Origin of the sequence: Pseudomonas sp. REB1044, assembly GCF_038813925.1 — a bacterium.
Taxonomy (GTDB): Bacteria; Pseudomonadota; Gammaproteobacteria; order Pseudomonadales; family Pseudomonadaceae; genus Aquipseudomonas; species Aquipseudomonas boreofloridensis.
In genome coordinates this window covers 5,160,251-5,173,343 of sequence record NZ_CP046139.1, presented here as the reverse complement: position 1 = coordinate 5,173,343, position 13,093 = coordinate 5,160,251, and the positions used below count along the sequence as shown (strand labels likewise).

Genomic DNA, 13,093 nt, shown 5'->3' with positions numbered 1-13,093 from the left:
TTTGCAGATGGGTCTGGTCAGGCGCGCAAGCCGGATCAGGTAGCGCTGCCAGCGCCGTCGCTTGCCCGTCGGCAGTCTTCCAGCGTTCGCACCTGACCTTCCGGCCGCTGGTTCTCGGCCGCCAACCAGCGCTCGAAACCGGCCGCCACCTGCGGCCATTGCCCGTCGGTGATCGCATACCACGCCGTATCGCGGTTACGGCCCTTCACCACCATGTGTTGCCGGAACACCCCCTCGAAGACGAAACCGAAGCGCTGCGCGGCGCGCTTGGAGCGGGCGTTGGCGTCGTTGCACTTCCATTCCAGCCGGCGATTGCCCAGTTCGAATCCAAGTTTGCCCAGCAGGTACACCGCTTCGGTGCCCTTGGGCGTGCGCTGCATGGCGGCGCCGAAGGCGATGTGGCCGAGTTCGAAGCGACCGTGGTCGGGCACGATCGACATGTAGCTGAGCAGGCCTTGGGCCTGATCGCTGTTTTTGTCGATCACGCTGTAGAACAGCGGGTCTGCACTGGCGGCATGGCCGTGCAGCCAGTGCTCGAAGGCGGCGCGCTCGGTGAAGGGGCCATAGGGCAGATAGTCCCACAGGGCCGGGTCGGCGTCCGGACCTTGCAGGACTTCCCAGAGGTCGTCGCCGTGGCGCGCCGGGTCGAGTTTTTCCAGGCGGATGAAGCGCCCCTCCACGGGCGCTTCATTGGGAGTGCTGGCAGGTGTCCAGTTCAGTGCGTCAGTCATGGCGCTTACAACCCTTTGCGGAATTGGATGAAGCCTGGCCGTTCGGCCACCTGTTGATACAGGCCGATGGCTGTGGCGTTGGTTTCGTGGGTCAGCCAGTGCACCTTGATGCAGCCGGCGGCCTTGGCCGTGGCACAGACATGCTCGATCAACTGACGACCGATGCCCAGGCCGCGCTGCTGTGGGTCGACGTACAGATCCTGCAAGTAGCAGGCGTTCTCGATGCTCCAGTTGGAACGATGGTAGATGAAGTTGACCATGCCCACCGCCTTGCCATCGACCCAGGCCAGTGTCGAATAGGTGGGTTCGCTGGGGTCGAGCAGCCGCTGCCAGCTGTTGGCGCTGACCTCCTCGGCCAGGGTGGTTTCGTAGAAGCGCAGGTAGGCCTGCCACAGCGGCAGCCAGGCGGCGTGATCTTCGGCGCGGACAGGCCGCAGCGTGACGGTGGACATGGGCATTCTCCTTTAGAGCGAGCGCATCTGCGCGGCAAGTGATTGGTCGAGTGGGTCGCGGCTGTCGGCCAAGCCAGCGTGAACGCCCTGGATGTCCGCCGCGCTGCGGTTCTGGCTGAGCTTGCGCGCGCCCTGTAGGCGGGCGATCGGCAGACGGATACCGACGATGGCGCGCAGCATGCCGTCGATGTAGTCGGCTGGCGCATCGGCCACCGCCCAGGGCTCGCTGCGGCCCTGCTCGTGCAGGTCGGTCAGGCGGCTGACGATCTGCAGCAGCGACTCGGCGTCGTGCATGACATCGACCGCACCGTAGGCATGCACCGCGACGTAGTTCCAGGTCGGCACCACCTTGGGATCGTCGTGCTTGCTCGGGTAATAGCTGGGGCTGACGTAGGCATCCGCACCTGCAAACACCAGCAGCGCCTCGCCGCCGCGCTGCAGGTCCTGCCACTGGCGATTGGCTCGCGCCAGGTGGCCGTAGACCGTGCCGAACTCGCCCTCATCGGTGTCCAGCAGTACCGGCAGGTGAGTGGCCAGCAGGCCGTGGTCACCGTAGCTGATCAAGGTGGCGAGGCGGGCGCTCTGCATGTGCTGGTGCAGACGCTGAAGGTCGTGATCCTGGAAGGGTTTGGCGATGTGCATGATGAAAGTCCTTGTTCGATGGGGACCATCCTAGGCAGGCTATTGGTCTGCTGTAAGAGCCATTGAAGTCTATTTTCATAGGTCCAATTTCATGACTGAGCGCGCACTCGTATCGTCTTTCGACCCAGCCGGAATCGTTTTGGACCGGCGCCGCGGACTCAGCCAGCAGCTGTATCAGGCGCTGCGCGCAAGGGTGCTGGATGGCCGCCTGAGCAGTGGTACGCGCCTGCCGGCCACCCGTGACCTGGCGTCGATGCTGGCGCTGTCGCGTAACAGCGTGGTGCGTGCCTACGATCAGCTGTATGCCGAAGGCTTCATTGAAAGCCGAGTCGGCGATGGCACGTATGTGAGTCGGCTGGAAAAACTGTCCACACAGTTATCAACAAGGTTATCCCAGGGGTTATCAACAGGTTTATCCACATTTTCGTCTTCTGGTACTGAGCATTTATCCAGCTCGACGCGTTCCAGTGCGCCGCTCGAGCGCCTTGCCAGCCATCATCTTTCACTGCCCCGAACCGATGCACCGCGGGCATTTCGACTGGGCATGCCGGCAGTCGATCTGTTTCCGTTCGAGGTCTGGGCCAAGCTACAGGCGGGTTTCTGGCGAAATCCCGATCCCGCTGTGCTCGGCTATGGTGATCCGGCGGGCGAGCCACTGCTGCGCGAACTGATCGCCGCCTACATGCGTCGCTCGCGCGGGCTGTCGTGCACCGCTGAACAAATTGTGATCACCAGTGGTGCGCAGCAGGCCATCAGCCTTTGTGCACAGCTGCTGTTGCAGCCGGGCGATGAGGTGGCTGTGGAAAACCCAGGCTATCGAGCGGCTCGGCATGCGTTCGCCCTGGCCGGTGCTTCGTTGCGCGGCGTGCCGGTGGACGAGCAGGGGCTGGAATGCGAGCGGCTGGCGGATTGGCCTGATTGTCGATTGGTCTATGTGACGCCCGCGCACCAGTACCCGACCGGCGTCACCCTGAGCCTGGCGCGGCGCCTGGCGTTGCTGGCCTGGGCCGAGCGCCACGACGGTTGGATCGTCGAGGACGACTACGACGGTGAGTACCGCTACAGCGGCGCGCCGTTGGCCCCGCTGGCGGCGCTGGACAGGCAGCAGCGGGTGATCTACGTCGGCACTTTCGGCAAGATCGCTTTTCCGGCCATGCGTTTGGGCTACCTGGTACTGCCGCCGCGACTGGTCGAGCCGTTCAGCCAGGCACGCGCGCTGGCAGTGCGACACTCCGAGGTCGGTACTCAATGTGTGATGGCGCAATTCATGGCTCAGGGACACTTTCAGCGTCACATTCGACGCATGCGCCGGGCGGCCCTGGCCCGTCGCGACGTGCTCAAGGCGGGCTGGCCCAAGGATGTTTCGGGGTTGGGCACCATGCCGGAAGTGGCGGCAGGCCTGCATGTGAAGGTGGATGTGGATAACGTTGCCCGGGAAACGCAACTGGTGGCGCAGGCCGAGGCGGTGGGGGTGGAAGTGCAGGCGCTTAGCCCGTACTGGCTTGAGAACGGCGAAGCACCTGTGGATAAGTGCGCGGGTCTGGTGCTGGGTTTCGCCGCGGTTCCCGAGCCGGAGATCGCCGAGGCCTTGCTGCGGTTACGCAAGGCCTGGCGCTAGCCACCGGCAGAGGTACGACTCAGGTTCCCGACTTGATCCGCGTCCAGGCGCGGGTGCGTGCCCGCTCTGCCTCTCGGCTCAGCGGCTTGAGGGTGTACAGCTTGGTCATCGCCTCGGCCGTTGGGTACAGGTTCGGGTTGTTGCGAATGTCCGGGCTGACCTTGTCGGTAGCGTCCTTGTTCGGGTTCGGGTAACCGACGAAGTCGCTGATCGGCGCGATCACCTCAGGCCGCAGCAGGTAATTGATGAAGGTGTGGGCATCTTCCGGGTTTGCCGCGTTCTTCGGAATCGCCAGCATGTCGAACCAGATTGGCGCGCCTTCCTTGGGCAGGCGCATGTCCACCACCACACCGTTCTTGGCTTCGCGAGCGCGGTTGGCCGCCTGGGAGAAGCTGCCGGAGTAACCCACGGCCACGCAGATATCGCCATTAGCGATGTCGGCCATGTACTTGGACGAGTGGAAGTAGGTGACGTAAGGACGAATCTTCAGCAGCAGCGCCTCGGCCTTCTTGTAATCGGCCGGATTATCGCTGTTGGGCGGCAGGCCCAGGTACTGCAGCGCCAGCGGCAGGATCTCCGAGGGGGAATCGAGCAACGCCACGCCGCATTGCTTGAGCTTGGCGATGTTTTCTTCCTTGAAGATCAGGTCCCAGCTGTCCACAGGCGCGTTGTCGCCGAGCGCAGCCTTGACCTTGGCTGGGTTGAAGCCGATCAGGATGGTGCCGTACATGTAAGGGACCGCGAAGCGGTTGCCGGGATCGTTGGCCTCGATCAGCTTCATCAGCGCCGGGTCCAGGTGCTGCCAGTTCGGCAGCTTGCTGCGGTCCAGCGGCTGGAACACCCCGGCTTCGATCTGCTTGGCGAGGAACACATTGGACGGCACCACCACGTCATACCCGGAGTTGCCGGTCAGCAGCTTGGCTTCCAGTGCTTCGTTGGTGTCGAAAATGTCGTAGATCAGCTTGACCTGGGCATCCTTCTGGAAGTCCACCAGGGTCTGCGGCGTGATGTAGTCGAACCAGTTGTACACGCGCAGGGTGCGCTGTTCGGCATGGGCCGCAGCACCGCCGGCCAGCAGGCCGACAGCGATGAGTGGGGCAAGCAGACGCTTGAATGGACGCATGATCAGGCTCCTGTCTGGACGCGCTGGAAGCCTTCCAGCACGTTGACCGCGTTGATACCGATTTCCTCGACGGCGTAGCCACCTTCCATCACGAACAGCGTCGGCTTGCCGAGCCGAGCGATGCGCTCGCCCATGGCCAGGTAGTCCGGGCTGTCCAGCTTGAACTGGGAAATCGGGTCGTCCTTGAAGGTGTCCACGCCCAGCGACACCACGATGACCTCGGCGTCGAAAGCGGCGATGCGCTGGCAGGCGTCTTCCAGTGCCGCGCTCCAGGCCGTCCAGTCGCTGCCCGCTGGCAAGGGATAGTTGACGTTGCAGCCCTCGCCGGCGCCTTCGCCGGTTTCGTCGGCATAGCCCAGGAAGAACGGGAATTCATCGGTCGGATCGCCGTGGATCGAGGCGAAGAATACGTCGTTGCGGGCATAGAAGATGTCTTGGGTGCCGTTGCCGTGGTGGTAGTCCACATCGAGGATGGCGACCTTGCCCTTGCCCTGATCGAGGAAGGCCTGGGCAGCGATGGCGGCGTTGTTCAGGTAGCAGTAGCCGCCCATCACCTCGGCGGCGGCATGGTGCCCTGGCGGACGGCACAGGGCGAAGGCCGAGTGAGCGCCGTGGTGGATGGCGGCCTGAGCCGTCAGAGCCACTTGGGCTGCGCTGTAGGCGGCCTGCCAGGTGCCGGCGGTGATGGGCGCGCCGCCGTCGAAGCTGTAGTAGCCCAGTTCGCCATGCAGGCCGCGTGGCTTGATGGGGCGCAAGGTGCGTGCCGGCCAGGTGAAGGGCAGCAGGTCGCCCTCCTGGTTCATCGCCGCCCAGCGGGCCCAGGCACCTTCGAAGAAGTCCAGGTAGGCGGCGCTGTGGACGCGCAGCAGGGGTTCACGGCCGAAGTCGGTGGGCGCCTGGATCGGACCCAATTCGCGCTGCTTGACGCGGTCGAGTACATGATCGGCGCGTGATGGCATCTCGAAGCATGGCATCAGCTTGCCGTCGATCAGCTCGCAGCGGCCGTGGTGCAGGCGGTGATCGTCGGAATAGATCGTCAGCATTTGTTGTTCTCCGCAGGGACTGGCGTGAATTCATTGTGGTGGCCAAGCCAGAGGGGGTGAACGTCGCAAACGGCCAAAAGGGGATCGATGTGGCCACTGTCGATGGCCGGATCGGGGCGGTGGGGGATCATTCAGGCCGCGTCCAGCGGTTTGGATCAGCCGCGAAAATGACTGGGTGCCACGCCGCTCCAACGCTGGAAGGCATGCCGGAAGCTGGCCGTCTCGCTGAAACCGAGGGTCTCGGCGATGCGGTAGATGGGCATGTGATCCTCGGCCAACAGCTGTTTGGCGCGCTCGAAACGCAGTTCGTCGAGCAACTGCTGGTAACTGCTGCCCAGCGCCTGCAAGTGGCGGCGCAGGGTACGCGAGGAGCAGTTCATCTGCTGCGCCAGACCCTCTAGCCCAGGCGCCGCGTCGAGTTGCTTGAGCAGCAACTGGCGGATGCGCCCGAGCCAGGCCTGGCGTCCGGTGAACTCCAGGTTCAGGCGGCGGCACCGTTCGGCCATGGCCTTATGGGTAATGGGGTCGGCGAGTGGCAAGGGCATGTCGAGCCAGCGCCGTTCGAAGGCGACGGCGTTGTCTTGCGCGCGGAATTCCAGGGGGCACTGGAATGCACCGGCATAGAGCGGATGATAGGCCGGGCGCGCGTGTTCGAAGCGGGCGGCCAGCAGGGGCAGTGGCCGGCCGAGCAGGTCATCGCAGATGACCTTGAGCGACACCATGCAGAATTCGGCGTTGAACGCTGCCAGGGCTGGCGGCTCGCGATAATCGCTGGCGCTGAGCCAGACGCGCTGGCCGTCGTCGACCAGGCGCAGTTGGAAGATTGTTCCCAGCAGTGCCGGAAAGCGCAGTGCCAGACGCAGGGCGTCACCCAAAGTGGCACTGGAGAGCAGCGCGTAACCGAGCATGCCATAGCAGGACACATGCATGCGCCGGCCCAGTTCCAGGCCGATTTCCGCGCGTCGCGCCACGGCGTTTGCGCAGACCTGCAGCTCCTGCTGGGTGGTGATGCGCGCGTCGGGATGCCCCAGGTCCGCCGGGCCTATGCCGCTGCCATCGAGCAGTTGCGTAGCGTTGCAGCCCTCTTCCTGGAACAGGTTGAGGATCAGCGAAACGGCGTTGAGGGTCGTGAGGTGACTGTGCAGCATGCTCGGCATCCCGGTGCGGTGAGGGCTATTGGCGAGCAAGTTGTGTGCCGCAGGGCGCCGACGGGGCGGTGGAGGTGCGAAGCATGGATAAAAAAAGGGCCCGGCGCTGTGCGCTCGGGCCCTGGAAAGGTTGAGAGGTGTCTAGTCCCTCGACCTGGTGAGACGGTTGCAGCGATCGGGTTACGCTTTGAGCGGAACCAGACGGGGAGCGATCATGTTTTCCGGACGCAGGATGTCATCGAGCATGGCGTCGTCCAGCAGCTTCTCCTCGCGAACCAGTTCCAGCACGCCACGCCCGGTTTCGAGGGCGACGCGGGCGATACGGGTGGCGTTCTCGTAGCCGATGTACGGGTTCAGCGCGGTGACCAGGCCGATGGAGTGCTCGACCAGTTCGCGGCAGCGTTGTTCGTTGGCAGTGATGCCGACGATGCAGTGCTCGCGCAGCATGTCCATGGCGCGCTGCAGCAGGCGGATCGAGTCGAAGATCTTGTAGGCGATCAGCGGCTCCATCACGTTGAGCTGCAACTGGCCGCCTTCGGCCGCGACGGTCAGGGCCAGGTCGTTGCCCATGATGGCGAAGGCCACCTGGTTGACCGCTTCGGGGATCACTGGGTTGACCTTGCCCGGCATGATCGAGCTGCCCGGCTGGCGCGCCGGCAGGTTGATTTCGTTGATGCCGGTGCGCGGGCCGCTGGACAGCAGGCGCAGGTCGTTGCAGATCTTCGACAGCTTGACCGCGGTGCGCTTGAGCATGCCGGAGAACAGCACGAAGGCGCCCATGTCGGAGGTGGCTTCGATCAGGTCGGCCGCCGGTACCAGCGGCTGGCCGCTGATGGTGGCCAGGCGCTGCACGGCCAGGGCCTGATAGCCCGGGTCGGCGTTGATGCCGGTGCCGATGGCGGTGCCGCCCAGGTTGATTTCGGTGAGCAGCTCAGGCGCCAGCGAACGCAGACGGTTGAGGTCTTCGGTCATGGTGGTGGCGAAGGCGTGGAATTCCTGGCCGAGGGTCATCGGCACGGCGTCTTGCAGCTGGGTGCGGCCCATCTTCAGGACGTGGTCGAATTCCTTGCCCTTGGCCGCGAAGGCCTGGATCAGGCTGTCGAGGCTGGCCAGCAGGGCGTCGTGACCCAGCAGCAGGCCCAGGCGGATGGCGGTCGGGTAGGCATCGTTGGTCGACTGCGCCATGTTCACGTCGTTGTTCGGGTGTAGGTACTGATATTCACCCTTCTGGTGGCCCATGGCCTCCAGCGCAACGTTGGCGATGACCTCGTTGGCGTTCATGTTGGTGGAGGTGCCTGCACCGCCCTGGATCATGTCGACCACGAACTGCTCGTGATAATCGCCTTTGATCAGGCGGGCGCAGGCTGCGCTGATGGCAGCGTGCTTGGCATCGCTCAGGTGGCCCAGCTCACGGTTGGCGTCGGCAGCGGCCTGCTTGACCATGGCCAGGGCCACGACCAGCTTCGGGTAGTGCGACAGCGGAACGCCGGAGAGGTGGAAGTTGTTGGCAGCGCGCAGGGTCTGGATGCCGTAGTAGGCATCGGCAGGGACTTCAAGGGTACCAAGCAGGTCTTTTTCGACACGGAACGATGCAGCGGAGGACATGACGGATATCATCTCGGGTTGGCCCCGGCACTAGCCGGAATGCCGCCAATCCTAGGGATCGACGGGTTTTGCGGCCAATGCTGATGCACGCTAACCTATGCACAAACGGCATACGGTTTGATGTGACGCCGATTGACAATCGAGCGTGTCCCATTTTGGTGCACGCCTGCGGAGCTTCTCGATGAACCTTGAAAGCAAGTGGCTGGAAGACTTCAGTGCCCTGGCCTCGACGCGTAGCTTCTCCCAGGCGGCAGAGCGCCGTTTCGTCACCCAGCCGGCCTTCAGCCGCCGCATCCGCAGCCTGGAAGCTGCGCTCGGGCTGACCCTGGTGAACCGCTCGCGCACGCCCATCGAGCTGACCGAGGCCGGACAGCTTTTTCTGGTCACCGCTCGAACCGTTGTCGACCAGTTGAGCGAAGTTCTCCGCCACTTGCACCATTTGGAGGGCGGGCAGGGCGAGGTCATCCAGGTGGCCGCCGCGCATTCCCTGGCTTCCGGCTTCTTCCCGCGTTGGGTGGCGCAGTTGCGCAACGACGGGCTGAACATCGCCACCCGGCTGGTGGCCACCAACGTCGGCGACGCCGTGCACGCCCTGCGCGAAGGCGGTTGCGACCTGATGCTGGCGTTCTATGACCCGGATGCCGCCTTGCAGATGGATGCGGAGATCTTTCCGTCCCTGCACATGGGCACCACCGAGATGCTGCCGGTGTGTGCGGTAGGGGCTGATGGCAAGCCGCTGTTCGACCTGGAAGGCGAGGCCAGCGTGCCGCTGCTGGCCTACAGTGCCGGTGCGTTTCTCGGGCGTTCGGTGAGCCTGCTGCTGCGCCAGCGCAACCTGCGCTACACCACGGTGTACGAGACGGCGATGGCCGACAGCCTCAAGAGCATGGCGCTCGAAGGCATGGGCATCGCATGGGTGCCGCGCCTGTCGATGCGCGGCGAGCTGGAGCGCGGGGAACTGGTGATCTGCGGCCCCAGCCAGTGGCATGTGCCGCTGGAGATTCGCCTGTACCGCTGCGCGCTGGTGCGCAAGGCCAATGTGCGGTTGCTGTGGCGCAAGCTCGAAGGTGTCGCACAGGGCGTAGCAGTTGACTCGAAAGTCAGCGCAACCCCCGAAAAATAAGGCCGACAGATGGTCGGCAGGGGTGCCTGTGCGGCGCTGGGTTACGGTATACTGCGCGGCCCCTGGACCGGTTAGATCCGGTCATGAACAGCAAACAAGCCACGCCGTCCCGCGTGGCTTGTTGTTTTTTGACGGCGCCCCCGGGCGCACAAGCGAAGAGGCTCGACGATGAGTGCACTGGTTGGCGTGATCATGGGCTCCAAGTCCGATTGGTCCACCCTTAGCCACACCGCCGATATGCTGGAAAAACTCGGCATTCCCTACGAGGTGAAGGTGGTGTCCGCCCACCGCACCCCCGACCTGCTGTTCCAGTACGCCGAACAGGCCGAAGGCCGCGGCATCGAGGTGATCATCGCTGGCGCTGGCGGTGCTGCGCACCTGCCCGGCATGTGCGCCGCGAAGACCCACCTGCCGGTGCTCGGCGTGCCGGTCCAGTCGTCGATGCTGTCGGGTGTCGATTCGCTGCTATCGATCGTGCAGATGCCGGCCGGTGTGCCGGTCGCTACCCTGGCCATTGGCAAGGCCGGCGCGATCAACGCGGCGCTGCTGTCGGCAAGTATCCTGGGCGCCAAGTACCCGCAGTACCATGCGGCGCTCAAGCAGTTCCGCACCGAGCAGACCGACACCGTTCTGGACAACCCGGACCCACGCCAGGCTTGAGGCTGACGATATGAAGATCGGTGTAATCGGTGGCGGCCAACTGGGCCGCATGCTGGCTCTGGCGGGTACGCCGCTGGGCATGAACTTCGCTTTCCTCGACCCGGCGCCGGATGCCTGCGCAGCACCGCTGGGCGAACACCTGCGCGCCGACTACGGAGACCAGGACCACCTGCGTCAGTTGGCCGACGAAGTCGATCTGGTCACCTTCGAGTTCGAAAGCGTCCCGGCCGAAACCGTCGCCTTCCTCTCGCAGTTCGTGCCGGTCTACCCGAGCGCCGAGGCGCTGCGCATCGCGCGCGATCGCCTGTTTGAGAAGAGCCTGTTCCGCGACCTGGGTATTCCCACCCCGGCCTTCGCCGACATCCTCTCGCAGGCCGACCTCGACGCCGCCGTGGCCAGCATCGGCCTGCCGGCCGTGCTCAAGACTCGCACCCTGGGCTACGACGGCAAGGGCCAGAAAGTCCTGCGCACGGCGCAGGACGTGGCAGGCACGTTCGCCGAGTTGGGTAGCGTGCCCTGCCTGCTGGAAGGATTCGTGCCGTTCACCGGCGAAGTCTCGCTGGTGGCCGTGCGGGGCCGTGACGGCGAGACGCGCTTCTATCCCCTGGTGCACAACACCCACGACAGCGGCATCCTGCGCCTGTCGGTGGCCAGTGTCGCGCACCCGTTGCAGGCCCTGGCCGAAGACTACGTCGCACGCGTGCTGGAGAAACTCGACTACGTCGGGGTCATGGCTTTCGAGTTCTTCGAGGTGGACGGCGGTCTGAAGGCCAACGAGATCGCGCCGCGGGTACACAACTCCGGGCACTGGACCATCGAAGGCGCCGAGTGCAGCCAGTTCGAGAACCACCTGCGCGCCGTCGCCGGCCTGCCGCTGGGCTCGACCGCCAAGGTCGGTGAGAGCGCCATGCTCAACTTCATCGGCGAGGTGCCCGCCGTGGACAAGGTGGTGGCCGTCGACGATTGCCACCTGCATCACTATGGCAAAGCGTTCAAGGTCGGTCGTAAAGTCGGCCACGCCACGTTGCGCTGCAAGGACATGGCTACCCTCCAGGCGAAGATCGCCGAAGTCGAGCAACTGATCGGCGGCTGATCGAACTTCGCCGGGCGCTCGCCCTCTGAAATGGCAACACGCCAAAGCGCTGCACGGGCTTTGGCCTGTTCCATCTTTATTGCGGAGGGATTGCCATGGGCATCATCGGAACTATCTTCATCGGCCTGATCGTCGGCCTGCTCGCGCGTTTCCTCAAGCCGGGCGACGACAGCATGGGCCTGATCATGACCATCCTGCTCGGCATCGCCGGCTCGCTGGTGGCCACCTACGGCGGCCAGGCGCTGGGTATCTATCATGCCGGCCAGGCGGCGGGCTTCTTCGGCGCGCTGGTCGGCGCCATCGTGCTGCTGGTGATCTACGGATTCATCAAGAAGCGTTGAACACAGGCTAGAATGCGCGGCAATTCATCCGAGTTGCCGAGCATTGCCATGCGTGCGTCATTCCTGTTTTCCCTGTTGCTGGCCAGCACCCTGGCCCATGCCGAGCTGCCCGAGACCGATTGGCTTGAACTGATGCCCAAGTCGGACCAGAAGGCCCTCGAGCAGATGCCTGAAATCGACCACAACTCGCCTGAAGCGCTCGGCACCTTCACCGCCAAGGGTGGCCTGAAGCAGAGCAAGGGCCTGCCTGCGGTGATGTACTCGACCAAGACCGTGGCGGCGATGAATGGCCGGCAGATCCGCCTGGGCGGTTATCCGGTGCCGCTGGAAAGCGACGCCAAGGGCAACAGCACGTTGTTCTTCCTGGTCCCGTATCCGGGCGCCTGCATCCACGTGCCGCCGCCACCACCGAACCAGTTGGTGCTGGTGCGCTATCCCAAAGGCCTGAAGATCACCGATATCTACACGCCGCTGTGGGTCAGCGGCGCGTTGAAAATCGAGAAGGTCAGCAACGACCTGGCCGACGCGGCCTACGCGCTGGACGCGGCGAAGGTGCGGGTGGTGGAAGACGCCGACCTCTGAGTCGCCGTAGGGCTCAGAGCGCTTCGCTGCTCAGTTCCACCTGCAGCACATGGCCCGCGCCGGGCGCCAGGGTGACCACGTCGTCCCACACGTTCGCCGTCTCGATGCACAGCATGCGCTGCCAGCCATCGTCGGCCATGTCCGGCAACTCGCGGGCTCGGTCGGTCCAGGGGTTCCAGATCACGGCGCTGCGCGAGCCGCTGGCACGCAAGATGACTCGACGGTTCCAGCGCGGATCGACGATCGCCAGTTGCTGCGGCGTGTTCAGGTAGATACGGTCGGTTTCGCCCGCAAAGCGCAGCACGCCGTGCTGGGTGCGCGGCTCCCAGTTCTCCAGGGTTTCGATGTAGGTCAGGCCCTCGACGCCCTCCACCTGCACCTCGCGCACGTCACTCACGGCGAAGTAGCTGTGCAGCGCCTGGCTCAGGGTGACGGGCGCCTCGCCCAGGTTGCGACTGGACAGTGCGACGCGCAGTTGCGTGCCCAATTCGATCACCAGGCGCAATTCGACGGTGTGCGGCCAGTCGGGCAGTTGGCCCTGGGCCTCCGGCAAGTCGAATTCGATGCGCAGCGTTTCATCACGCTCCTCGACACCCAGCAGTTGCCAGTCGCGGCCACGCACCAGGCCGTGGGCCGGTGCTTCGCTGCCTTGGTACATCGCGCGGACCGAGTCAGGGTTGCGCTGGAAGTTGCTGAACCAGGGCCAGCACACCGGCACCCCGGCGCGCACCGACTTGCCTGGACGGAACAAAGCCTGGTCGCTCAGCCACAGCAGCGGCGGCTCGCCGAGGCGCTGGTAGCTGAGGATCTGCGCGCCCTGCTGGGCGATGAGAAGTTCGGCGTGCTGGCTGACGATGCGCCAGCAGCTGAGTTCGCCGTGTTGCTCGGTGTCGACCGTGAAGGTTGCCATGCGGCCCTCATTCAATTCGGGT

The 13,093-nt window shown here is 64.6% G+C and carries 14 protein-coding genes; 6 read left to right on the top strand and 8 right to left on the bottom strand.

Features of this window, described 5'->3' with window-relative positions:
* Positions 1 to 35: 35 nt before the first annotated feature.
* The 3 genes from GKC70_RS23315 to GKC70_RS23305 are packed head-to-tail and all read right to left on the bottom strand — an operon-like array spanning position 36 to position 1,825.
* Positions 36 to 731, bottom strand: a complete 696-nt coding sequence (locus GKC70_RS23315; RefSeq protein WP_342650056.1) for a GNAT family protein — start codon at positions 729 to 731, stop codon at positions 36 to 38.
* A gap of 5 nt (positions 732 to 736) precedes the next feature.
* Positions 737 to 1,183 (bottom strand): GNAT family N-acetyltransferase, encoded by a 447-nt coding sequence (locus GKC70_RS23310; protein WP_342650055.1) that lies wholly within the window; start codon positions 1,181 to 1,183, stop codon positions 737 to 739.
* Positions 1,184 to 1,195: 12 nt separating this feature from the next.
* Complete coding sequence (locus GKC70_RS23305; protein ID WP_342650054.1) at positions 1,196 to 1,825, bottom strand: FMN-binding negative transcriptional regulator; 630 nt, start codon at positions 1,823 to 1,825, stop codon at positions 1,196 to 1,198.
* Between the two features lie 91 nt (positions 1,826 to 1,916).
* Between GKC70_RS23305 and GKC70_RS23300 the strand changes: the two genes are divergently transcribed.
* Positions 1,917 to 3,443, top strand: coding sequence for a PLP-dependent aminotransferase family protein (locus tag GKC70_RS23300; RefSeq protein ID WP_342650053.1), 1,527 nt, complete (start codon positions 1,917 to 1,919; stop codon positions 3,441 to 3,443).
* A gap of 19 nt (positions 3,444 to 3,462) precedes the next feature.
* On the opposite strand, the gene GKC70_RS23295 is transcribed toward GKC70_RS23300, so the two are convergent.
* From GKC70_RS23295 to aspA, 4 genes are all read right to left on the bottom strand, one after another.
* Positions 3,463 to 4,566: a polyamine ABC transporter substrate-binding protein gene (locus GKC70_RS23295; protein WP_029612243.1), complete on the bottom strand. Its 1,104-nt coding sequence runs from the start codon at positions 4,564 to 4,566 to the stop codon at positions 3,463 to 3,465.
* 2 nt (positions 4,567 to 4,568) lie between these two features.
* On the bottom strand, positions 4,569 to 5,609 hold the full coding sequence (locus tag GKC70_RS23290) for a histone deacetylase family protein (protein WP_342650052.1): 1,041 nt from the start codon (positions 5,607 to 5,609) through the stop codon (positions 4,569 to 4,571).
* A gap of 155 nt (positions 5,610 to 5,764) precedes the next feature.
* Positions 5,765 to 6,757: an AraC family transcriptional regulator gene (locus GKC70_RS23285; protein ID WP_295483287.1), complete on the bottom strand. Its 993-nt coding sequence runs from the start codon at positions 6,755 to 6,757 to the stop codon at positions 5,765 to 5,767.
* 180 nt (positions 6,758 to 6,937) lie between these two features.
* Positions 6,938 to 8,362, bottom strand: a complete 1,425-nt coding sequence (gene aspA, locus GKC70_RS23280; RefSeq protein ID WP_039582414.1) for an aspartate ammonia-lyase — start codon at positions 8,360 to 8,362, stop codon at positions 6,938 to 6,940.
* A gap of 181 nt (positions 8,363 to 8,543) precedes the next feature.
* Here aspA and GKC70_RS23275 point away from each other — a divergent pair, with 181 nt between their 5' ends.
* From GKC70_RS23275 to GKC70_RS23255, 5 genes are all read left to right on the top strand, one after another.
* On the top strand, positions 8,544 to 9,485 hold the full coding sequence (locus GKC70_RS23275; protein ID WP_029612249.1) for a LysR substrate-binding domain-containing protein: 942 nt from the start codon (positions 8,544 to 8,546) through the stop codon (positions 9,483 to 9,485).
* Between the two features lie 168 nt (positions 9,486 to 9,653).
* A complete protein-coding gene (gene purE, locus GKC70_RS23270; RefSeq protein ID WP_029612250.1) occupies positions 9,654 to 10,145 on the top strand; it encodes a 5-(carboxyamino)imidazole ribonucleotide mutase in 492 nt (163 codons plus the stop codon).
* A gap of 10 nt (positions 10,146 to 10,155) precedes the next feature.
* Entirely contained in the window at positions 10,156 to 11,238 is a 1,083-nt protein-coding gene (locus GKC70_RS23265) for a 5-(carboxyamino)imidazole ribonucleotide synthase (RefSeq protein ID WP_342650051.1), read from the top strand.
* 95 nt (positions 11,239 to 11,333) lie between these two features.
* Positions 11,334 to 11,579 (top strand): GlsB/YeaQ/YmgE family stress response membrane protein, encoded by a 246-nt coding sequence (locus GKC70_RS23260; protein ID WP_039582420.1) that lies wholly within the window; start codon positions 11,334 to 11,336, stop codon positions 11,577 to 11,579.
* A 48-nt stretch (positions 11,580 to 11,627) separates the two neighbouring features.
* Positions 11,628 to 12,161 carry a DUF3299 domain-containing protein gene (locus tag GKC70_RS23255; protein WP_162889481.1) on the top strand — a complete coding sequence of 178 codons (534 nt, stop codon included), beginning with the start codon at positions 11,628 to 11,630 and terminating at the stop codon, positions 12,159 to 12,161.
* A gap of 13 nt (positions 12,162 to 12,174) precedes the next feature.
* Here the strand turns inward: GKC70_RS23255 and GKC70_RS23250 are convergent, their stop codons facing one another.
* On the bottom strand, positions 12,175 to 13,071 hold the full coding sequence (locus GKC70_RS23250; protein ID WP_342650050.1) for a D-hexose-6-phosphate mutarotase: 897 nt from the start codon (positions 13,069 to 13,071) through the stop codon (positions 12,175 to 12,177).
* Positions 13,072 to 13,093: the final 22 nt, after the last annotated feature.